21 protein-coding genes are annotated in these 21,732 nt (G+C 64.0%); 10 read left to right on the top strand and 11 right to left on the bottom strand.

Annotated features, from left to right (window positions below; translation table 11 throughout):
• Nucleotides 1-188: 188 nt before the first annotated feature.
• Both AC23D4_RS10335 and AC23D4_RS10330 read left to right on the top strand, forming a co-directional pair.
• Nucleotides 189-3,695, top strand: coding sequence for a hybrid sensor histidine kinase/response regulator (locus tag AC23D4_RS10335; protein WP_472889555.1), 3,507 nt, complete (start codon nt 189-191; stop codon nt 3,693-3,695).
• Nucleotides 3,692-4,729 (top strand): response regulator, encoded by a 1,038-nt coding sequence (locus AC23D4_RS10330; protein ID WP_472889543.1) that lies wholly within the window; start codon nt 3,692-3,694, stop codon nt 4,727-4,729. The genes AC23D4_RS10335 and AC23D4_RS10330 overlap by 4 nt, the downstream gene beginning before the upstream one ends.
• Nucleotides 4,730-4,755: 26 nt before the next feature.
• On the opposite strand, the gene AC23D4_RS10325 is transcribed toward AC23D4_RS10330, so the two are convergent.
• From AC23D4_RS10325 to AC23D4_RS10305, 5 genes are read right to left on the bottom strand one after another with little or no spacing between them, the layout of a single operon-like run.
• Nucleotides 4,756-5,817: a virulence RhuM family protein gene (locus tag AC23D4_RS10325; protein ID WP_472889542.1), complete on the bottom strand. Its 1,062-nt coding sequence runs from the start codon at nt 5,815-5,817 to the stop codon at nt 4,756-4,758.
• Nucleotides 5,814-7,091 carry a restriction endonuclease subunit S gene (locus AC23D4_RS10320; protein ID WP_472889541.1) on the bottom strand — a complete coding sequence of 426 codons (1,278 nt, stop codon included), beginning with the start codon at nt 7,089-7,091 and terminating at the stop codon, nt 5,814-5,816. Before AC23D4_RS10320 ends, AC23D4_RS10325 begins: the two co-directional genes overlap by 4 nt.
• Nucleotides 7,084-7,839: a type I restriction endonuclease gene (locus AC23D4_RS10315; protein ID WP_472889540.1), complete on the bottom strand. Its 756-nt coding sequence runs from the start codon at nt 7,837-7,839 to the stop codon at nt 7,084-7,086. Before AC23D4_RS10315 ends, AC23D4_RS10320 begins: the two co-directional genes overlap by 8 nt.
• 53 nt (nt 7,840-7,892) lie before the next feature.
• A complete protein-coding gene (locus AC23D4_RS10310; protein WP_472889539.1) occupies nt 7,893-8,099 on the bottom strand; it encodes a hypothetical protein in 207 nt (68 codons plus the stop codon).
• Between the two features lie 24 nt (nt 8,100-8,123).
• The gene (locus AC23D4_RS10305; RefSeq protein WP_472889538.1) at nt 8,124-9,290 is read right to left on the bottom strand and encodes an ATP-binding protein; all 1,167 of its coding nucleotides are present in this window, start codon (nt 9,288-9,290) and stop codon (nt 8,124-8,126) included.
• A 231-nt stretch (nt 9,291-9,521) separates the two neighbouring features.
• Here AC23D4_RS10305 and urtA point away from each other — a divergent pair, with 231 nt between their 5' ends.
• The 5 genes from urtA (at nt 9,522) to urtE (ending at nt 15,277) form a co-directional block, all read left to right on the top strand.
• On the top strand, nt 9,522-10,784 hold the full coding sequence (urtA, locus tag AC23D4_RS10300) for an urea ABC transporter substrate-binding protein (protein WP_472889554.1): 1,263 nt from the start codon (nt 9,522-9,524) through the stop codon (nt 10,782-10,784).
• A 141-nt stretch (nt 10,785-10,925) separates the two neighbouring features.
• A complete protein-coding gene (gene urtB, locus AC23D4_RS10295) occupies nt 10,926-12,551 on the top strand; it encodes an urea ABC transporter permease subunit UrtB (RefSeq protein WP_472889537.1) in 1,626 nt (541 codons plus the stop codon).
• Nucleotides 12,548-13,687 carry an urea ABC transporter permease subunit UrtC gene (urtC, locus tag AC23D4_RS10290; protein ID WP_472889536.1) on the top strand — a complete coding sequence of 380 codons (1,140 nt, stop codon included), beginning with the start codon at nt 12,548-12,550 and terminating at the stop codon, nt 13,685-13,687. Before urtB ends, urtC begins: the two co-directional genes overlap by 4 nt.
• Complete coding sequence (gene urtD, locus AC23D4_RS10285) at nt 13,684-14,559, top strand: urea ABC transporter ATP-binding protein UrtD (protein WP_472889535.1); 876 nt, start codon at nt 13,684-13,686, stop codon at nt 14,557-14,559. Before urtC ends, urtD begins: the two co-directional genes overlap by 4 nt.
• 25 nt (nt 14,560-14,584) lie before the next feature.
• Complete coding sequence (gene urtE / locus AC23D4_RS10280; protein ID WP_472889553.1) at nt 14,585-15,277, top strand: urea ABC transporter ATP-binding subunit UrtE; 693 nt, start codon at nt 14,585-14,587, stop codon at nt 15,275-15,277.
• Between the two features lie 33 nt (nt 15,278-15,310).
• On the opposite strand, the gene AC23D4_RS10275 is transcribed toward urtE, so the two are convergent.
• The 6 genes from AC23D4_RS10275 to AC23D4_RS10250 all read right to left on the bottom strand — a co-directional run bounded on the left by AC23D4_RS10275 (nt 15,311) and on the right by AC23D4_RS10250 (nt 19,811).
• Nucleotides 15,311-16,141 carry an urease accessory protein UreD gene (locus tag AC23D4_RS10275; RefSeq protein WP_472889534.1) on the bottom strand — a complete coding sequence of 277 codons (831 nt, stop codon included), beginning with the start codon at nt 16,139-16,141 and terminating at the stop codon, nt 15,311-15,313.
• Nucleotides 16,142-16,167: 26 nt separating this feature from the next.
• Nucleotides 16,168-16,644 (bottom strand): nucleoside deaminase, encoded by a 477-nt coding sequence (locus tag AC23D4_RS10270; RefSeq protein WP_472889533.1) that lies wholly within the window; start codon nt 16,642-16,644, stop codon nt 16,168-16,170.
• A complete protein-coding gene (locus tag AC23D4_RS10265; RefSeq protein WP_472889532.1) occupies nt 16,641-17,402 on the bottom strand; it encodes an ABC transporter permease in 762 nt (253 codons plus the stop codon). Before AC23D4_RS10265 ends, AC23D4_RS10270 begins: the two co-directional genes overlap by 4 nt.
• A gap of 10 nt (nt 17,403-17,412) precedes the next feature.
• Entirely contained in the window at nt 17,413-18,246 is an 834-nt protein-coding gene (locus AC23D4_RS10260) for an ABC transporter ATP-binding protein (protein WP_472889531.1), read from the bottom strand.
• Nucleotides 18,247-18,315: 69 nt separating this feature from the next.
• Nucleotides 18,316-19,347 carry an ABC transporter substrate-binding protein gene (locus tag AC23D4_RS10255; protein ID WP_472889530.1) on the bottom strand — a complete coding sequence of 344 codons (1,032 nt, stop codon included), beginning with the start codon at nt 19,345-19,347 and terminating at the stop codon, nt 18,316-18,318.
• Between the two features lie 305 nt (nt 19,348-19,652).
• Nucleotides 19,653-19,811, bottom strand: a complete 159-nt coding sequence (locus AC23D4_RS10250) for a hypothetical protein (protein ID WP_472889529.1) — start codon at nt 19,809-19,811, stop codon at nt 19,653-19,655.
• A gap of 152 nt (nt 19,812-19,963) precedes the next feature.
• Here AC23D4_RS10250 and AC23D4_RS10245 point away from each other — a divergent pair, with 152 nt between their 5' ends.
• The 3 genes from AC23D4_RS10245 (at nt 19,964) to AC23D4_RS10235 (ending at nt 21,731) form a co-directional block, all read left to right on the top strand.
• Nucleotides 19,964-20,869, top strand: coding sequence for a hypothetical protein (locus AC23D4_RS10245; protein ID WP_472889528.1), 906 nt, complete (start codon nt 19,964-19,966; stop codon nt 20,867-20,869).
• 4 nt (nt 20,870-20,873) lie between these two features.
• Nucleotides 20,874-21,062, top strand: coding sequence for a glycosyltransferase family protein (locus AC23D4_RS10240; RefSeq protein WP_472889527.1), 189 nt, complete (start codon nt 20,874-20,876; stop codon nt 21,060-21,062).
• A 96-nt stretch (nt 21,063-21,158) separates the two neighbouring features.
• A complete protein-coding gene (locus AC23D4_RS10235; protein ID WP_472889526.1) occupies nt 21,159-21,731 on the top strand; it encodes a hypothetical protein in 573 nt (190 codons plus the stop codon).
• Nucleotide 21,732: the final 1 nt, after the last annotated feature.

Here is a 21,732-nt window from a genome sequence, read left to right as displayed (position 1 = left end):
AGCCCCGGGTGAATTCCGAGCCCGCCATCACTGCCCCCATCGATCCACCGCCGGGCCGCCCCAAGGTGGATCAGCCCCCGCGGGGGGCAGCGACCCGCGCAGCGGCGGAGAGTGGGGGCCATGACCCGGCGCCGCAGCGCATCATCAAGGTGCGCCGCGACTACAACAGCTGGGTCGGCAGCGAGACGATGGAAGATTACGCGCTGCGCTACACGCCGCAGCGCTTTCGCAAGTGGAGCGAATGGCGCGTGGCCAACACGGCGTTCGGTGCTGCCTCGTTCCTTATTCTTGAAGCGGTGGGCGCCACGCTGCTGGTGCAGTACGGCTTTGTCAACGCGTTCTGGGCCATCCTGGTCACCGGGCTGATCATCTTCCTGGCCGGCCTGCCCATCAGCGTCTACGCCGCGCGCTACGGCGTCGACATGGACCTGCTCACGCGCGGCGCGGGCTTCGGCTACATCGGCTCGACCATCACCTCGCTGATCTACGCTTCGTTCACCTTCATCTTCTTCGCGCTCGAAGCGGCGGTCATGGCCTACGCGCTGGAGCTGGCGCTGGACATCCCGCCCGCCTGGGGTTACCTGGTCTGCGCGCTGGTGGTGATCCCGCTCGTGACCTACGGGGTGTCGGTCATCAGCCGCTTCCAGGTCTGGACCCAGCCGCTGTGGCTGGTGATGATGCTGGTGCCGTTCGTGGCGGTGTGGACGCTCGATCCCGGTGCGTTCTCCAATGTGGTGCATTACGGTGGCGAGTCTGGTGCGGGTGTGGTCTTTGATTGGCACCTGTTTGGTGCGGCTCTCACGGTCGGCATCGCGCTCATCACGCAGATGGGCGAACAGGCCGACTACCTTCGTTTCATGCCGGCGCCGGAAAAAGGCAGGGCCTGGCGCTGGTGGGCCGGTGTGCTGGCCGGCGGGCCGGGCTGGGTGATCCTGGGCGTGCTCAAGATGCTGGGCGGCGCGCTGCTGGCTTACCTCGCCATCAGCCACATGGTGCCGCCCGACCGCGCGGTAGACCCGAACCAGATGTACCTCGCGGCCTACGAATATGTGTTCCCGAACTACGGCTGGGCGGTGGCGGCGACGGCGCTGTTCGTGGTGGTGTCGCAGCTCAAGATCAACGTCACCAACGCCTACGCCGGCTCGCTGGCCTGGAGCAACTTCTTCTCGCGCCTCACGCACAGCCACCCGGGTCGCGTGGTCTGGGTGGTGTTCAACACGCTGATCGCTTTCATGCTGATGGAGATGAACGTGTTCCGCGCGCTGGGCGAGGTGCTGGGGCTCTACAGCAACCTGGCCATCGCCTGGATCATGGCCGTGGTGGCCGACCTGGTGATCAACAAACCGCTAGGCTGGAGCCCGCCGGGCATCGAGTTCAAACGCGCGCACCTGTACGACATCAACCCCGTGGGCGTGGGCGCCATGGGTCTGGCCTCGGCGCTGTCGATTGCGGCGCACATGGGCCTGATGGGCGAGGGCGCACAGGCGTTTTCGGCGGTGATTGCGATGGTGACGGCGCTGGTGGCGTCGCCGCTGATCGCATGGGCAACGCAGGGGCAGTATTACATCGCCCGGCAAAGCGAGACCTGCGGAGGACGATCGTGCGAAGGATGCGACGTGAAAGGGGGAGACCACCCAGAAACACCGCGGAACGGGCTTCGCCCGGCCGCTGGTGTTGCCCTCCTGGAGGGGGGTGACGCCGCAGGCGGCGCGGGGGGTGCATCCAAGTCCAGCGCGGGGGGTGTTCTCAAGTGCGTGATTTGCGAGCGCGAGTACGAAGCGCCCGACATGGCGCACTGCCCAGCGTATCAAGGCCACATCTGTTCGCTCTGCTGCACGCTCGATGCGCGCTGCGGCGACCTCTGCAAACCCCACGCGCGCCTCTCCGAACAGTGGCAGGGTGCCTTGCGCACGGTGCTGCCGCAGCGCATGTGGCCTTATCTCGAAGCGGGCCTGGCGCACTACCTGTTGCTGATGCTGGTGGTGGCGCCGGTGCTCGCGGCCGTGCTCGGCCTCTTGTACCGGCAGCAGGTACAGGGCCTGGGGCAGAGTCTGCAGGCGGTGGCCGACGCCAGTCTGCTCGACGCCGCGCTGCGCACCGGTTTCCTGCGGGTCTACGCCGTGCTGTTGCTGATCGCGGCCACGGTGGCCTGGTGGCTGGTGCTGGCGCACAAGAGCCGCCTGGTGGCGCAGGAAGAGTCGAACCGCCAGACGCGCCTGCTCATGCACGAGATCGAGTCGCACCGCCAGACCGACGAGCAGCTGCAGCGCGCGCGCCAGGCCGCCGACCTGGCCAACCAGGCCAAGAGCCGCTACATCAGCTCCATCAGCCACGAGCTGCGCACACCGCTCAACAGCATCCTCGGTTACGCCCAGCTGCTGCAGGAAGACAGCGACATCGCACCGCACCGCGCCCAGGCCATCAAGGTCATCCACCGTGGCGGTGAACACCTGCTCTCGCTGATCGAGGGCACGCTGGACATCGCGCGCATCGAGTCCGGCAAGCTCAAGCTCGATGTGAAACCCATGGCCTTTGCCGACGCCATGCAGGAAGTGGCGAGCATGTTCGAGCTGCAGGCCGCGGCCAAGGGCCTGCGCTTCGTGTTCGAGAGCGGCAGCCGCCTGCCCGACGCCGTGCGCGCCGACGAAAAGCGCCTGCGCCAGATTCTCATCAACCTGCTGGGCAACGCGGTGAAGTTCACGCGCCAGGGCGAGGTGCGGCTGCGTGTGACGCACGCGCGCGAGATGGCCGTGTTCGAGGTGCACGACACAGGCCCTGGCATGGCCGCGCAGGAACTCGACCGCGTGTTCGAACCCTTCGCGCGCGGCCAGGCCGAGGCCGCTGCCGCGACCGGTGCGGGCAGCACCGGCACCGGCTTGGGCCTGACCATCGCCAAGATGCTGACCGACCTCATGGGTGGCGAGATGACGGTGCGCAGCACCCTGGGCGAAGGCACGGTGTTCAGCGTGCGCCTGTTCCTGCCCGAGCTGCATGGCGCCGTGGTGCGGCGCGAGAGTGTGGCGCCGTCGATCACCGCCTACGAGGGCGAGCGCCGGCGCGTGCTGGTGGTGGACAACGAAGAGAGCGACCGCGAGCTCATCGCGCGCTGGCTGCAGCCGCTGGGTTTTGATGTGACGCTCGCCACCAGCGGCCACGACGCGCTGGCCATCCTGGACGCGCTCGACCCGGCGGGCGAGGGCGCGCCCCACGCCATCTTCATGGACCTCGCCATGCCCGGCATCGACGGCTGGGAGACCCTGCGCCGCCTGCGCGCGCGCGGCTGGGGCGGTGTGCCGCTGGCCATCGTCTCGGCCAACGCCTTCGACAAGGGCCTCGACAACGACCTCGGCCACAGCCCGCAAGACTTCTTCGTCAAGCCGGTGCGGCGGGACGACCTGCTGGCCTGGCTGGGCCAGCGCCTGGGCCTGCAATGGATCACCGCAGAGGGGGCGGCGCAGACCGGGCAGCGGGCGCATGCGCCTCAGGCCTCGGCCGCCAGCAGCGCGGCCGAGCTGGCGCCGCTGCTCGAACTCGTGCGCCTGGGCTACTACAAGGGCATCGTCAACTGGCTTGACGACTGGGTGCGCCAGCGCCCCGAGCAGGCCGACTTCGCCCAGGGTCTGCGCACCCTGGCGCGCGAGTTCCGCTTCGAGGCCATCGAACAGCGCCTGCAACAAAGCACCACGCTTCCATGAGCACCGACACCCCTTTCCCCGAGCGCCTGTCGGCGCAGTTGCCGTCGCCCGATGCCCTGGTCGTTCTGATCGTGGACGACGTGCCCGACAACGTCGCCCCGCTGCACGACGCGCTCGACGAAGCCGGCTACACCGTGCTGGTCGCGCTCGACGGCGAGGCCGCCATCCGCCGCGCCACGCAGGCCCTGCCCGACGTGATCCTGCTCGACGCCGTGATGCCCGGCATCGACGGCTTCGAGGTGGCGCGCCGCCTCAAGGCCGACCCGGCCACCGCGCAGATTCCCATCATCTTCATGACCGGCCTCACCGAGACCGAGCACCTGGTGGCCGCGCTCGATGCCGGCGGCGCGGACTACGTGACCAAACCCATCAAGCCGCGCGAGGTGATGGCGCGCATGGGCGTGCACCTGCGCACCGCGCGCCACGTGCGCCAGGGCGCGGTCGAGCGCAGTCAGGCGCGCTACGCGCTCGACGCCTTCGGCTACGCCACCATCACCGTGCGCGAGCGCGACGGCCGCCTGATGTGGCAGACCCCGCTGGCGCGCGACCTGCTGCAGCGCTACTGCGGCACCACCGCACCCGAGACCCCGGCCGAGGTGCTGCAATGGCTGCGCCGCCACCTGGGTGAAGCACAGGCCCAGCGCGAGCCGCCGCGCCTCACGCTCGACCACGGCCCGCGCCGCCTCACCTTCCGGCTGCACCAGCGCGTGGGCGACCAGGACGGGAGCGAAACCGTCGAAGCGCCGGGCGAAGGCGGCGACTGGCTGATCGTGATGCAGGAAACCTCGGACGCCAGCGTGCTCGAAGCCATGGGCCAGGCCTTTGGCCTCACCGCGCGCGAAGCCGAGGTCTTGTACTGGGTGGCCAAGGGCAAGATCAACCGCGACATCGGCGACATCCTGGGTTCGAGCCCCGCCACGGTGAAGAAACACCTGGAGCGCATCTACGCCAAGCTCGGCGTGGAAACCCGCACGGCCGCCGCGGCCATGGCGATCAACCGCGTGCCGTTGCTGCAGCCGCAGCATGGGGGGTGACCGTCACCGCACTGGCCAGCTGAAAGTCAAGCTGGCTTATCGCCCGCCTCGATCTGCTTCACCACCCGGTCAAAGTCGCTCTCAAACAGCCGGTCCTGCACGATGCGGTACTTCTCGAACTCGGTTTCCGCATGCGCCTTGGCCAGTTCGGCAGACACCTTGCCGGCGTCCTGCAGGATGTCGCGGTCCCAGAGTTTCAGAAAGCCGCTCAGGCGTTCTTCCCAATCCTGCATGGTCATGGGCATGCGGCGCATCGCCTGCAGCTCGGCCATGTCCAGGTACGCGGAAACGATGCGCTGCATCTGCGCCAGCTCGAATTCCGAGAGGTAGTTCTTCGCGACGGACACGTCGTATTTGTGGATCTTGCCCTGGGGTGCGCCTTCCCAGTGGGTCAGGCCCATGTGGTCCTTCTGGTGGTTCGCCCGACCCACGATCACCTCGGCCGCAGTCTGCCCGTGAATGGCGTAGTGCAGCTTGTTCTGCACGGCGGCAAAGAAGCGCTGGGTCGCCGTGGCCGAGGCGTCGTAGTCCAGCGCGGTAGCGTAGATGTCGGTGATCTTTTGGTAGAACTTGCGCTCTGAAACCCGGATCTCCCGGATTTTCTCCAGCTGCCGTTCAAAGAAGTCTTCGGTTAGCACGCCGCCGCCGCTCTTCAGGCGTTCCGAGTCCATCACCCAGCCCTGGATCGTGTAGTCCTTGACGATCCGGTTGGCCCACTTGCGGAACTGCACCGCCCGTTCGTTTTCGATCTTGAAACCCACGGCGATGATGGCCTGCAGGCTGTAGTGCTTGACCTGATAGTTCTTGCCGTCGGCGGCAGTTGTTAAGTACGGCTTAACAACTGCCGCTTCCTCCAACTCGTTGTCGGCAAACACACGCTTCAGGTGCTGGTTGATGGCCGGAACCGACACGTCGTAAAGCGTGGCCATCATCTTCTGCGTGAGCCAGAGGTTTTCATCCTCGTAGCGCATTTCCACGCTCGTGCTGCCGCCACCTGTGGCCGCGACAAACGTCAGGTACTCCGCCGCGGACGAACGGACGATGGACACCTCGGCCTTGGCGGATGGGGGCGGTTTGCGCTTGCTCATGGTGTTGTTTCCACCTCAACCTGGCCGTTCATCAGAAGAGGGAGTAGCCAGTCACGGAGTTGTGCGAGCTGTTGGTTTTCCTGCTCAAGTAAATCCTGCCGCTTGAAGATTGGTTCGACCGCATTTGTGAATTTTTCGATAACACCAGTTTTGGGTAGGCCGATTTTTACTGTTTTTAGTACTGCGCCTGAAATTTCCTTGAAGGTTGAGCCTGAAGCGTACTGAGTTATGGTCTTCAAAGAATCTTTGACCGTGTAGAAAACGAACGCAGTTGAATACCCGCTGGTAGGGATGAAAGACTTGAATCCTTGGTTGGTTGTCAGTTCGTTGCGCGCAATCGCCATGTAACCAATGGGTGCGCGTGAACTAAGCAGTACGGTCCCAGCTGGATACTTTTTCAGTGATGTACTCTTGATGCCTTCATCGGAGACATCTTGTGATCCTCGGGTGATGAACTTTTTGCCTTGATTGCCTGAGAGGTCGTACGGGGTAATCCACGGTGTTCCATTGGCGGTGAAATTGGCTGGATTTTCCGTTGTTGGGGTGCTGCCGCCAACAATTCGGCCTAAATCTTCCAACGTTCCATCTTCCCACCCTGTCGGGATCTCCCGTTTCAGGGTACCGTTGTAGACCAACTTGCCGCCTGAGGACTTGTAGGGTTTCCCGTTGGCATTGGGGAAATCAAACTGCACGAACCAATAGTCGTACAGCGTCTTGGCCATCGCCTCCAACTCGGCGTTGATGTGGTTGTTGCAGTCAATTTTGGCGTCGATGGCAGAAAGAACAGCGGCGATTCTTTTTTGCTCGTCAAGAGATGGAAGTGGGATTTCGAACTTCAGGCAGTCGGGGACACGGATATGGCTGACCGTCGATCCGCTGCTATCGTGCCTTTTGAATTGGAACTGCAGATCCGGTGAGAGGAAGGAATACAGCAGGAATTCCGATGTCAGCCGCTCTGGGTTGACCCTGTATTGCACAACCCTCTGTCCGAGAAAAACGCTCTTGTCAAAGTTAATCCGCCCAACTTCACCCATGGGTGCTTCTCGGGTCAGAAGGATATCCCCTCTCAGGACCTTGGCTCTTTTTGTCCATCTCTCATAGGTATCTTTTGATACTGATCGACAGCCTGCCAAGTCGATTCGACCATTCTTGATGTTCGTTGTCCTGATCATCTTGTAGGGTGTTTCTTGATCGACGCTTGGTGCGGTTTTGTTCACGCAGTCGACAATCAAGGTGCACAGCTCTGATGCCGGAATTTTGGGCCAGTTATTCATATCGCAACGCTGCCAGCTGCTTCTTGATATCAATCTCCAAACCAGCGGATTGCTCGAACAGCGCGTCCAACCGAGAAGTGAATCCTTGAAGTTTGTCTGCGAACTGTTTTGGCGTCAGATCGCTGTATTCAATCTTCACTTCGAAATACTGCCCGGCACTCAGGCTGTAGTTCTTGGCGGCAATCTGGCCGTAGCTCGCCACCACGGCAAAACCGTCTTCGTCCTCTTTGGCGTTGAAGGTGGCGATGATCCGATCCTCTTCGGCCTCGGACAGCACGGTCTTCTGGTTCTTGCCGTCCTTGACCTTGGTGCCCAGCACACCTTCACGGTTGTTGGGTTTCTTGACTTCGATGAAAGCCAGCGGTAAGCCGTTGATCAGCAAGGTGATGTCGGGTCGGAACTCGTCGTCACCGTTTTTGCATGTCAGCTCGGTGACGACGTGGAAGCTGTTGTTGTCGAAGTTCTCGAAGTCGATCAACCGAAGGCCTGAGCGGGCTGTGAGCTTTTCATAGAAGGCTTTGCCGAGGTCTTCGTTATCGAGCGTGAGCTTGACGTCGGCCAGCAGTCGGTTGATGTCATCGGCCTCTGCACCTGGGTTGATCTGCGCAACGGAAGCGCGGAACAGATCCGGGAAGATGTTGGTGCCCTCATCCCAAACGGCGTCTTTGAGGGAGAGGTAGCTATAGCCAAGCCTGACCAAGTGCAGGATGCAAGGAATCTTGACCCGAGAGTCTTCGCTGAAAACCATTTGATTTCTCCCTACTTATTTGATTTCTTGAGATGCAATTGGCGGGGACGTTCTCAATCCTCGCCTCCCTTCGGGATTTTCGACTGCGTCGGTGCGGCAGGGTCGAGATGCACTACCACCCCTTGAATGCTCACGACCAAGGACGTGCCCGTTTGTATTGCCAGCGCTCGCGCTCGTTGCGAGGCGCGGATCATGGCCTGTTTTGAATGTCTCAAATCTGCATCCCGCGCTGTTTCTATGGGCTGCTTGTTCTTGGTCATTCTGTCGTCCGGTGTTCGATGCATTCATTCGGCATTCTGCAGTTCCATGCAGAGGGAGTGCAGCTGCATCGCCATCACATCCTCTTTCAGCCGGTAGCTTTCCTGTCCCGGGTACACCACCAGCCTACGGGCAGGCTGCAGGTCTTCGCAAGCCGCGTGAAAACCGCGCTCCAGCTTCGGGCTGGTGCTGCGCTTGATTTCAATGGCCCAGCGGTCGCCGTTGGGCCACTGGAGCAACAGGTCCACCTCGGCGCCGCCGCTGCTGCGGTAGAAGAAGGCCTGCACGCCACGCGGTGCGCAGGCGATCAGGTTCTCGATGCAGAAGCCTTCCCAGCTGGCGCCCACCACGGGGTGGGAGAGCAGGTCGTCTTTGGTGCCGATGTGCAGCAGCGCGTGCACCAGCCCGCTGTCGCGCACATAGACCTTGGGCGACTTGACGAGGCGTTTGCCCTGGTTGTCATGCCAGGGAGTCAGGCGGCGCACCAGCAGCAGGTCGCTGAGCAGGTCGATATAGCTGGCGGCGGTTTTGCCATCCACGCCGATGTTGCGCGCCAGCTGGGCCACGTTGATCTGGCCACCCTGATGGTGGGCGAGCATGGTCCAGAGGCGGCGCAGCGTTTCGGCCGCGATGCGCGGGCCAAACTGCGGAATGTCGCGCTCCAGGTAGGTGCGGATGAAGTTTTCGCGCCAGCGCAGGCTACGGGCTTCGCCGGGGCTTTGCAGGCTGTCGGGGAAGCCGCCGCGCAGCCACAGGCTGTCTTGCAGGTCCACGCCGGTCTCGGCCACGGTCAGGCCGGTCATGTCGAGGTAGCTGATGCGCCCTGCCAGGGTCTCGCCCGATTGCTGCAGCAAGTCCCACGAGGCTGAACCGAGCAGCAGGTAAAGACCTGCGGTTTTGCCGCTGCGCCGGGCCTGGTCGATCAGGCCGCGCAGCAGCGGAAACAGGGCGGGCGCGCGGTGGACTTCGTCGAGGATGACAAGTTTGTCCAGGTGGTCGGAGAGGTACAGCTCGGCATTGTCCAGCTTGGCGCGGTCGCGTTCGGACTCCAGGTCCAGGTACACCGAGGGCCGATCTTGTGCCACGGCCAGCGCCAGCGTGGTTTTGCCGACCTGGCGTGGGCCGAGCAGGGCCACGGCGGGGTTGTGGGCCAGTTCGAGCGTCAGTTCCTGGGCTATGGAGCGTTTAAACATCCTTGCAATTATGGAACTTAATTCCTGAATTGCAAGGATAAATTTAAACCAGCCTGACCATACCAAAGCCCCACGCCCTGCGCCTGCACATACGCCACCCGGCGTACATACGCCGATCAGGGTTCTCCCTAGCATCCGTCTGTCCGCTGTGAAACGCCCGGAACCGGGCAGCCAACGGCGGCAAGAGTCACCCCCTCAACGGAAGTTTTCGAACCTGGAGAAGTCTTCATGATGCAACGTCGATTCACCCTCAAAGCCCTGACCGTCGCCACCGCCCTGGGCGCGTTTGGTCTTTCCGCCCACGCTGCCGACACCATCAAGGTCGGTGTGCTGCACAGCCTGTCGGGCACGATGGCCATTTCGGAAACCGTGCTGAAAGACGTGGCCCTGATGGCCATTGACGAGATCAACGCCAAGGGTGGCGTGATGGGCAAGAAGATCGAGCCTGTGGTGGTTGACCCGGCCTCCAACTGGCCGCTGTTCGCCGAAAAGGCCAAGCAGCTGATCGACCAGGACAAGGTCGCTGCGGTGTTCGGCTGCTGGACCTCGGTCTCGCGCAAGTCGGTGCTGCCGGTGTTTGAAGAGAAGAACAACCTGTTGTTCTACCCGGTGCAGTACGAAGGCGAAGAGCTGTCCAAGAACGTGTTCTACACCGGTGCCGCGCCCAACCAGCAGGCCATCCCTGCCGTGGAATACCTGATGAGCAAGGACGGCGGATCGGCCAAGCGCTGGGTGCTGCTGGGCACCGACTACGTGTACCCCCGCACGACCAACAAGATCCTGCGCGCCTTCCTGAAAGCCAAGGGCGTGGCGGACGCCGACATCATGGAGGAGTACACCCCCTTCGGTCACTCCGACTACCAGACCATCATCGCCAACATCAAGAAGTTCGCGGCTGCGGGCAAGAAGACGGCTGTGGTCTCCACCATCAACGGCGACTCCAACGTGCCGTTCTACAAGGAGCTGGGCAACGCCGGCCTGTCGGCCAAGGACGTGCCTGTTGTCGCCTTCTCGGTGGGCGAGGAAGAGCTGCGCGGCGTGGACACCAAGCCGCTGGTGGGCCACCTGGCCGCCTGGAACTACTTCATGAGCATCAAGAACCCGACCAACGCCGAGTTCACCAAGAAGTGGGCCGCCTACGCCAAGGCCAAGAACATCGCCGGTCACAAGGACAAGCCGCTGACCAACGACCCGATGGAAGCGACCTACATCGGCATCAACATGTGGGCGCAGGCGGTCGAGAAGGCCAAGTCCACCGACACCGACAAGGTGATCGCTGCCATGGCCGGTCAGACCTTCAAGGCCCCGGGTGGCTTCACGTCCACCATGGACAAGGAAAACCACCACCTGCACAAGCCGGTGTTCATCGGTGAAGTGAAGGCCGACGGCCAGTTCAACGTGGTCTGGAAGACGCCAGGCCCGGTGGTCGCCGATCCGTGGAGCGACTACATCGTCGAAAACAAGGGCAAGAAGAACGTGCCCATGATGAAGTAAACCAGGGCTCCGGCCCTGGAGGGGCCGGGGTGCGCAGGCGCCGCCGTGTGGTGGTGCCTGCTGTGACCCGGCCCCTGGTTTTTCTGTTGTTTTCCCCGAGTCTTTCTGCCCCTTGTGCAGCCAACCGAGAAAGACGGACCCATGCGTCCTTGCCCCTATTTTTCTGGCCGATGGCTGCACAGCGCCCTTCGCCTGCTGGCGGTGGGCTGCCTGGCCGCCAGCGGCCTGGCCCATGCGCTCACCCCGGCCGATGCCCAGGTGCTCGCCACCGGCGAGAGCGACGAGCGCATCGCCACCCTGAACCGGCTTGCCGTGGCCACCGACGACAAGGCCGCAGCGACCCTGATCCAGGCCATGGCCGACGAGGCCGTGCGCGTGCAGGGCACGCAGGTGCTGATCGTGCGCGATGAAGCGGCGGTTGACGCCGTGACCGGTGAAGCCGTGGCGCTCACCGACGAAGCGCAGGACGTGACCATCAACAACCGCATGCGCGGGGCGATCGAAACCGCGCTCGCCGGCATGCAGCTCGTGGACGGCGACCCCGAGCGCCAGCGCGAAGCGGCGCTGAGCCTGCAGCGCGGCAGTTTTGACGAGCCCGACGTGGCGCAGCTGCCGCTGATCGAACGCGCGCTGGCCGCCGATCTCGACCCCCAGGCCCGCCAGACGCTGGAGCTGGCTCAGGCCGCCGTGCTGCTGGCCAGCGAGGACGAGGCGCAGCGCCTCGCCGCCGCGCAGAAGCTGGGCGAGACGCTCAAACCCGAGGTGCGCCCCCTGTTGCTGCAACGCCTGGAAAGCGAAACCAGCGCCGCCGTCAAAGGCGCCCTGCAATCGTCGCTGGAGGCACTGGACCGCACGCTCGCCATCGGCAGCGCACTGGCGCAGGCCTTCACCGGCATCAGCCTGGGCAGCATCCTGCTGCTGGCCGCGCTCGGCCTGGCCATCACCTACGGCCTCATGGGCGTGATCAACATGGCGCACGGCGAGCTGATCATGATCGGCGCCTACGCCACCTGGGGTGTGCAGGCGCTGTTCCGCAATTACCTGCCCGGTGCGTTCGACTGGTACCTGCTGGCCGCGCTGCCGGTGGCCTTCATGGCATCGGCCCTGGTCGGCGCGGCGATGGAGCGCACCGTGATCCGCTTCCTCTACGGCCGCCCGCTGGAGACGCTGCTCGCCACCTGGGGCATTTCGCTGGTGCTGATGCAGGGCGTGCGCAGCCTGTTCGGGGCGCAGAACGTGGGGGTTGAAAACCCGAGCTGGATGAGCGGCGGCGTGACGCTGCTGGGCAACCTGAACCTGCCCTGGAACCGCATCGTCATCATCGGCTTTGCGGCGGCCGTGCTGATCGGCGTGACGCTGCTGATCACCCGCACGCGGCTTGGCCTGTTCGTGCGCGGCGTGACGCAGAACCGGCCCATCGCATCCTGCATGGGTGTGAACACCGCGCGCATCGATACCTACGCGTTTGCATTGGGCTCTGGCATCGCCGGCCTGGCGGGCTGCGCACTGAGCCAGATCGGCAACGTCGGTCCCGACCTGGGCCAGAACTACATCGTGGATTCGTTCATGGTGGTGGTGCTCGGTGGCGTGGGCCAGCTCGCCGGCACGGTCTATGCCGCGCTGGGCCTGGGCCTGCTCAACAAGTTCATCGAAGGCTGGGCCGGCGCCGTGCTGGCCAAGATCGCGGTGCTGGTCTTCATCATCGTCTTCATCCAGAAGCGGCCGCAAGGGATCTTTGCCATGAAGGGCCGGAGTGCCGAAGCATGACCAACATGTCCACACCCCCCGTTCCCGCGTCCGTGACGCTGCCGCACGCCGGCCCGCTGCTCACCCGCACCGGCTGGAGCGCCTTCGTCGTGGCGCTGCTGGTGGTCTGCGCCGTGGCGCCGCTGCTCAACCTGTTCGTGCCCGAAGGCAGCGCCTTCCACCTGAGTGACTACATGGTGGGCTTGCTGGGCAAGATCATGTGTTACGCCATCTGCGCGCTGGCCATGGACCTGATCTGGGGCTACACCGGCATCCTGAGCCTGGGCCACGGCCTGTTCTTTGCGCTCGGCGGCTACGTGATGGGCATGTACCTCATGCGCCAGATCGGCACCGACGGCAACTACAAGAGCGAGTTGCCCGACTTCATGGTCTTTCTGGACTGGAAGGAACTGCCCTGGCACTGGGCGCTGTCCGACAGCTTCGTCGCCACGCTGCTGCTGATCGTGCTGGTGCCGGGCCTCGTGGCCTTCGTGTTCGGCTACTTCGCCTTCCGCTCGCGCATCAAGGGCGTGTATTTCTCCATCATCACGCAGGCCCTCACCTTCGCCGCGTTGCTGCTGTTCTTCCGCAACGAGACCGGGCTGGGCGGCAACAACGGCTTCACCGACTTCAAGCGCATCCTCGGCATGCCGCTGGCCACGCAGAACATGCGCATGACGCTGTTCGTCATCACCGGCCTCACGCTGCTGGGCTTCTTCCTGTGGGCGCGCTGGCTGGTGAACAGCAAGTTCGGCCGCGTGCTGCAGGCCGTGCGCGATGCCGAGAGCCGCGTCATGTTCTGCGGCTACAACCCGCTGCCCTACAAGCTCACCATCTGGACGATTTCGGCCGTGATGTGCGGCATCGCCGGGGCGCTGTACGTGCCGCAGGTCGGCATCATCAACCCCGGTGAAATGAGCACCGCGGCCAGCATCGAGATCGCGGTCTGGGCCGCGGTCGGCGGCCGCGCCACGCTGGTCGGCCCCATCATCGGCGCCTTCATCGTCAACGGCGCCAAGAGCTGGCTGACCGTGACCTTCCCCGAGTTCTGGCTCTATTTCCTGGGGGCGTTGTTCATCGCGGTCACGCTGTGGATGCCACAGGGGGTGGTGGGGTTGGTGAAGAAGCTGCGCATGGGCAAAGGAGTAAAGGCATGACGCCCGACCTGATGGAAGAGGGCGCGCAGCGCTTTGAAAAACTGCAGACCGCGGGCGTGCTGGGCCGGACCGAGTCGGGTGGCCGCGCCGCGAGTTACGGCCGCATCCACACGCCCGGCGAAGTGGACACCACGCACGGCCGCATCCTGTACCTGGAAGACGTGCATGTCAGCTTCGACGGCTTCAAGGCCATCAACGGCCTGAGCCTGGACATCGCGCCCGGCGAGCTGCGCTGCATCATCGGGCCCAATGGCGCGGGCAAGACCACGATGATGGACATCATCACCGGCAAGACCCGGCCCGACAGCGGCCATGTGTTCTTCGGCAGCACGATTGATTTGTTGCGTTACCGCGAACCGGAAATCGCCGCGCTGGGCATCGGCCGCAAGTTCCAGAAGCCCACGGTGTTCGAGCAGCTCAGCGTGTACGAGAACCTGGAGCTCGCGCTGGCGACCGACAAGCGCGTGCGCCACAGCATGGTGTTCCGCCCGACGGGCGAAGAGAAGGACCGCCTCGGCGAGGTGCTGACCACCATCCACCTGGCCGACAGCGCGGCGCGTCTGGCGGGCAACCTGAGCCATGGGCAGAAGCAGTGGCTGGAGATCGGCATGCTGCTGATGCAAGACCCGAAGCTGCTGCTGCTGGACGAACCCGTGGCCGGCATGACCGACGAAGAAACCGAGCGCACGGCGCAACTGTTCCTGAGCTTGAAGGGCAAACATTCGCTGATGGTGGTGGAGCACGACATGAGCTTCATCCGGACCATCTCGGAGAAGGTCACGGTGTTGTGTGATGGCTCTGTGCTGGCTGAAGGCACGCTGGATGAGGTGCAGGCGGATGAACGGGTGATCGAGGTTTACCTTGGGCGCTGAAGAAACCACGGAGAAAGCCATGAGCCTGCTCGAAGTCAAACAAGTCAACCAGTACTACGGCGGCAGCCACATCCTTCGCAACGTCAACCTCAGCGCCGAGCTGGGCCAGGTGACGGTGGTGCTGGGCCGCAACGGCGTGGGCAAGACCACGCTGCTCAAATCGCTCATGGGTCTGGTGCCCATCAAGAGCGGCAGCATCTCGCTCGATGGTGTGGCGATCGACAAGGCCACACCCTACGAACGCGCCCGCATGGGCGTGGGCTTCGTGCCGCAGGGGCGCGAAATTTTTGGACGCCTCACCGTGCAGGAAAACCTGCAGATGGGGCTGGCCTACAAGAAAGGCGGCACGCCGATTCCGGCCGAGCTGTTCGAGCTGTTCCCGGTGCTCAAGCAGATGCTCGGCCGCCGTGGCGGTGACCTCTCCGGTGGGCAGCAACAGCAGCTGGCGATCGCCCGTGCGCTGGCCGCGGGGCCGAAGTTGCTGATCCTGGATGAGCCCACCGAAGGCATCCAGCCCAACATCATCAAGGACATCGGCAAGGTGATCCGCATGCTCGCCGACCGCGGCAACATGGGCATCGTTCTGGTGGAGCAGTACTACGACTTCGCCGAAGAGCTGGCCGACCGCTACGTGGTGATGGAGCGCGGCGAGGTGATCGCCAGCGGCCCGGGCAGCGAGATGCAGGCGAGGGGCGTGCGCCAGCTGGTGGCGATCTGAGGGTGGTCGCGCAGGGGCGATCACCAGCGCCTTTCACACCCGCCAGATGCGGGGTGTCGCGGCGCCCAGTCCCCACGCGGCGGGACGCAGTTCGGTCCAGACGCGCTGGAACAGCGCCATCAAGGGTTCCACCAGCGGCGCCACGGCGCGCAGCACCAGCAGCTGCGGGTGGGGACAGGTGGCGCCGGCCTGTGTGCTCTGTGGCTCGGCATCCAGCACGCCGCGCACCACCTCCAGCAGGTGCTCGCGGCGCTCTCGCGTGAGCGCCGTGCCGCAGGCCAGCCAGAGTGTGCCGATGCAGCGCTGGCCACCCAGGCCCAGCGGCGATTCGAGCAGCCGGGTGTCGGCCGCGTCGATGCGCGCCTGCTCCAGCCAGAGGCCCGGCAGCTCCAGCCGCTGGTTGAAACAGCCGTGGTCAAACGCCTGGCCGGCCATGGGCAGGCCGAGCGCGGTCACGTCCCAGGCCAGCAGCTCGGCGCCTTCGGCGAGCGTGGCGCTCAGGCGGTTGTGGGCCCGGCAGCCGGGGTAGGCGATGGCCTCCAGCGGCAGCCATTCGAACCGGGCACCGGTATCGAGCACGAGGTTCACCTGCTGGGTGGTGGGCAGGCCATCGGAGGCGTAGAAGCGTGTGGCGCCCGGGGTGCTGATGAGGCCGTGTGCGCCGCGGCCCACGTGCACCCGCACATCCAGCACATCGCCACCCACGAGCCCGCCGGGCGGGTGGATGATGACGTTGTGGCAGATCGCGTCGCCCTCGGGGTAGAGGCTTTTGAAAATGCGCAGCGGGCCGTTGTGTTCGTGGCGGAGCACGGTGCGCTGGGCTTCCAGGCGGTAGTCGAGATTCAGTTGGGCGTGCCAGGACATGGCGTGAGTTTAGGTTCCCCGCGTCGCTATCTGGTTTGCCAGAAGTCGCGGTGCGGGGCGAGCATCTCGGCTTCCAGTTCGGCCACCGGGCCGATGACTTCGATGCATTTCTGACCGCGCGCAATCAGCTCGCGGCAGGGCAGGGACAGGGTGGGGTTTTCTGCGTGGCTGCCGGTGAGCGCGAGCAGGGCTTCTTCGCTCGCGCCGTAGACGATGCGCCCGATGTTGGCCCAGTAGACCGTGCCAGTGCACATGGCGCAGGGTTCGAAGGTGGTGACGAGCGTGCAGCGCGCCAGGTATTCCCCGGGCCAGTTGCCCGCCGCCGTGCGCGCGAGTGTGGACTCGGCGTGGTTGACGGTGTCGATGTTGCCCTGCTCGGCCAGCACCGTCTCGCCATCGGGCGCGACCAGCAGGGCGCCGAACGGATGCCGGCCCATGCTGGCGGCGCGCAGCGCCACCTCGTTGGCGCGACGCAGATGCCGCAGAACCTGATCGGCGTTCATTCAGCTCTTCTGTGTGCCCAGCCCGTGGTGTGTTTTTCCACGAAGCTGAACAGTTCGTACATGGCCATGGCCATCGCGCCCACCACCAGCAGGCCGCTGAAGGCCAGGCCCATCTGCATGGAGCTGCCGGCCGAGATCAGCAGGTAGCCGATGCCTTCGTTCGAGGCGGTCATCTCCGACACCGTGGTGCCCACGAAGGCCAGCGTGATGGCGACCTTGAGCGAGCCGAAGAAGTAAGGCATGGAGCGCGGCAGGCCGACTTTGGTGAGAACGTCCCAGCGCCGGGCGCCGAGCACGCGCAACACGTCTTCCAGCTCGGGTTCCAGCGTGGCGAGGCCGGTGGCGATGTTCACCATGATGGGAAAAAAGCTGATGAGGAAGGCGGTCAGGATCGCCGGACCAACGCCGATGCCGAACCACACCACCAGGATCGGTACGAAGGCCGCCTTGGGCAGCGCGTTGAAGGCCGTCATGAGCGGGTACACCGCGGCGTAGGCCAGACGCGAGCTGCCGATCAGAAAGCCCAGCAGCACACCGACCACGATGGCGATGCCGAAGCCCGCCATCGTCACCCAGTAGGTGCGCCAGGCGTGGCCCAGGATGGTGACCTTGTGCTCCATCGTCTGCTCCCAGATCCGCGAGGGGCTGGGGAAGATGAACTCCGAGACGCCGAAGCCGCTGGTGATCACTTCCCAGATCACGATGATGGCGATCAGCAGCAGAAAGGGCGACCAGCGTTCGACTTGTTGTTTGTTCATGGCGTGCTTCTCACTGGTTGATCGTTGCACCGGCCTTGCGCATGGCGCCAATGTGGCCCCTGAGTTCATGGACGATGTTGGTGAACTGCGGCGTGTAGGTCACTTCGAGGTCGCGCGTGCGTGGGATGTCGATCTCGCGCTGCACCACGAAGCGCCCCGGGCTCTTGCTCATGCAGTACACCGTGTCGGCCAGGAACACGCTCTCGCGCAGGTCGTGCGTGACCAGGATGACGTTGAAGCGCTGCGCTTCCCACAGGTCGCGCAGCGTGCACCAGAGTTCTTCGCGCGTGAAAGCGTCGAGCGCGCCGAAGGGCTCGTCGAGCAGCAGCATCTTGGGCTCGTGGATCAGGGCGCGGCAGATGCTGGCGCGCTGCTGCATGCCGCCCGAGAGCTCCCAGGGAAACTTCTTTTCCATGCCGCCGAGGCCCACGGATTCCAGCAGCTTTTTCGCGCGCTCCTCGAATTCCTTGCGCCGGTCCTTGAACTGGCTGCGAAAAGGCTCGACGATCTCCAGCGGCAGCAGCACGTTGTCGAGCGTGGTGCGCCAGGGCAGCAGCGACGGCGCCTGGAAGGCCATGCCCGAGATCTTCAGCGGACCGGTCACGGGCTGGCCGTCGATCAGGATCTTGCCCATGCTGGGCATCTTCAGCCCGGTGGTGAGCTTCATGAAGGTGGACTTGCCGCAGCCCGAAGGGCCGACGATGGCGATGAACTCGCCCTTCTTCACCTTGAGGTTGATGTCTTCAACCGCGAAGATGTTCCTGGCCAGCAGGTCGTCGTTGTAGGCGAGCCAGACCTGGTCGAAATCGACAAAGGGCTTGTCGGTGGTGGTGGCGTTGGACATGCGGGTTTCCGAAAAAAAAGGCCAGCCGCTCCGCAGAGTGTCTGGCCCAGGTCCTGGTCTGGAGAGGGCTTATTTTTTGGCCGGCGGCAGCACGTTGAGTTCGGCGGCGCTGGGCAGCAGGCTGCCGTTCCACACCGCCTTGGGATCGACGCGGGTCTTGGTGCCGTAGGCATCCGACACCTGCGAGGCCATCAGCGAGAGCCGGCCGGGGTTGACCTGGCCGAAGCCTTCCTTGCGCGCGTCGGGGCTGGCCACCACCGAGTCCACCGCGAGCTGCAGACGGCGCGTTTCCAGCGCCACGTTGATGATGCCGTCGCGCGCCTTCACGGTGCCGATGGTGTCGGCCGGGCTGGCCATGACTTCCTTGGCGCCCTTGGCGAACGCGGTCAGGAAGGCCTTGATGGCGGCCGGGTTTTCCTTGATCAGCTTGGGGCTGGCGATGATGGCGTTGCCGTAGAGCTTCACGCCGTGGTCGGCGTAGGGCAGGATCACCACGTCTTCGGCCTTCACGCCGCGCGCTTCGAGGTTGAGCAGCGAGGTGAACGAGAAGCCGGTGATGGCGTCGATGTCACCGCGCACCAGCATGGTTTCGCGCAGCGGCGGGTCCATCGAGGTCCAGGCCACGTTGCTCACGGCGTTGGCTTTCTGGAAGATCGGGAAGCCCTTGCGGCCGGCGTCGAACACCGGGGCGCCGAGCTTCTTGCCGCTCAGGTCGGCGGGCTTGGTGATGCCGCTCTTCTTGAGCGCCAGCACGGCGGCGGGCGTGTTGTTGTAGACCATCATCACGGCCACCGGCTTGTTGGGGGCGTCCGGGTTGTTGGCGTGGAATTCCATGAGGGCGGCCATGTCGGCAAAGCCCATGTCGTAGGTGCCCGATGCCACGCGGGTGACGGTGCCACCCGAGCCGTTGCCCGAGTCGATGATCACGTCCAGCCCGGCGGCCTTGAAATAGCCTTTGGCGGCGGGCTGCAGGAACAATGCGGCCGGGCCTTCGAAGCGCCAGTCGAGCTGGAACTTGACGGCGGTCTGGGCCTGGGCCGAGCCGAAGGCGCTGGCGGCAGCGAGGGCGGCGGTGATCTGGATGAAGTGGCGCTTGTTCATGGGTTCTCCGGTGGGGGGCGAGGGTTGCGGGCGGCTGTCCGTGGTCAGCCGGGGCACCAGCTCCATCAGCAATAACGGTGCCAGCCTGCGTTGGTCCGGCACACCGGTGTCTCGCGTGCCTGCAAGGTGAATACACAAGGTGTATACACATTGAGCCTGAAGAAGAGAGGTTTCCGGGCCGCGGATGGATTCCCAAATTGGTGCATTGCGGGGTGCAGAGAATCAACTTGGTGCAGGCTCGCCGTTGGCCCTGCATGAAAAACCCGACCAGTCCAGGCCGGTCGCTGGGGGTGTGGGGCTCAGCCTCAGTCGAGTTCCTGCGGGAGTGCCAGGTTCTGGATGACGGAGATCGCCGCGGCGGGAAGCAGGCCGCTGGTCATCAGCACCTTGGCGTTCGGGGGCAGATGTTGCAGCGCCTCGGGCGCCCTGTCAGGCGGCGTCACGACGCCTGGGATGCAACGCATGATGTGTCCACGCAATCCGGTCAACTCCAGGGCGGTATTCGAGGCTGCATTCCACATGCGGTTTGCGCGCTGACCCACTGGTGCCCATTACACTTGTTTCAATTCATGCGGCACGTTTCGTGCCCCTATTGCCCAAGAACGATGGATCTCCCATGCTGCGGTTCAAGGTTGACATCCACGAGCCCCTTTGGCGTGCCGGTCAAACCCTGAAAGACGCGGCCTTTCTTCCGTTGCCGCTGCCAGACAACCGGTACGCATCCTGGCGTGAATTCCGCATATTCGTGGACTTCTTCCGCCGCGGCGCTCATTTGAAAGCGGGCATGACGGGCATTTTCTCGCCCAAGTTCCAGCTCAAATCGAAAATCAGGGGCCAACAGTTCCTCGCCTTTGCCCAGTCACACGCCGGGGCCGATGTGTGCTTCATCAACGTTTTTCCGACGATTCCCTACTATGCCTACAACGCATGGATGCAAGGTGAGTCGGCGCACCCAGGCTTGTTGTCACGTGCACAAGCGCTGCTCGCGGCCTCGGGCATTGACTGGAATCTGTCTGCGGTGCCGCGGCACAACCGTTCCAACCTGTGTTTCGGCAATTTTTGGGTCGGTACGCCCGCGTTCTGGCAGGCGTATGTGGGAGGGGTGCTGGATCCGATCGCGCATTTCCTCGAAGCCAACCCGGATGCTCCCGAAGCCAGGGCGGTGTTCGATGCCGCCCCCTACATGGTCGAGGCGCCCTTTCTTCCCTTCATCACGGAACGGCTTTTCTCCACCTATCTGTCCTTGCATCCCGAGCTCAGGGCTGTCCCCTTTCACGAAGCGGGCGCAGACCCGCTGCTGCATTGCAGCAGCGAATTCCGAAGGGACGTGGTTTGCCACATGCGGTCTCGAATCGACCAGGCGGACGCCTCGAACTGCTTTCCCCAGGCGCTGATCCAGGAACAAGCGCTGCTTTCACGGCTTTCAACCCTGTACCATCACGTTCATTTCCAGCTGCACCGCCATCCGCATCTGGTGCCTGAGGAGGCGCCGCTGCCAGTCCAGCGCCTGGCCCCTTCCTGAACCCATGACCAGGCTTCCGACGGTCGGCGTTGCCGCCATCTTCAAGAACGAGAAACCCTATATCGTCGAATGGCTCGCCCATCATCGCCTGCTGGGTATCGAGCAGTCCGGCAACCGGAATGTGAATGGTGCGCGCATCCGAAAGCCAGGCCGCCAGCCAGGAAAAAGAACTGATGGCCAGCGCGATGTTTGACGACCCCATGAGCATGAGGAAGTCTTCTTTCGGGGGCCTCTCACCGGTGAACACCGCGTTGGGGAAACGACGGCGCAAGGCGCACTCATAGACCTTGTGGCTGCCGGTTTCGCCTATAAAAACAGGCCTCAGACCGGTTTCCTTGACCAGCTTTTCATAGTGGTGGAGAGGCAGTGGCCGGTAGTCCGGGTGCACCCCTTTGTACAGGTGGTCGGCACCATATGGGCCGCCATAGCCCTGGGAAATCAGGTCCGGATGGGGCCCGTTGAAGATGTCACCGGCGCGAATGTTGATGGCCAGGAACTCCGGCCCGAAGCCCGTGCCGCCAACCGTCTTCAGGTTCAGCAGGTGCTTGCAGAAGACACGGTCATAGTATTCGAGACGCATGGCAAAGCCGCTGAACGTCGCTCCCGTATGGTCGCCATCACGCAGGGTCGAGACAATGCCCGCGACATCGAACTCGTGCTTGCCTTCGATGTTGAGGAAGCTGTCACTCTCGGCAGGTCCCGTGTCGGTCTCTATGCCAAGGTCTGGAATGTGGACATCGGTGACGCAGTGATTTCCGGAGCGCCTTGCCAATTCCGCGCAAAAGAAATACTGGAAAAGCCGATTGCCCGCACGACCCCTGTGCCTGACGATGAGCGGTTTTCGCATGCGCGGTGGCCGTGAT

The sequence above is a fragment of the Hydrogenophaga sp. L76 genome, assembly GCF_057654755.1.
This window is presented reverse-complemented; position numbering and strand designations above follow the sequence as displayed.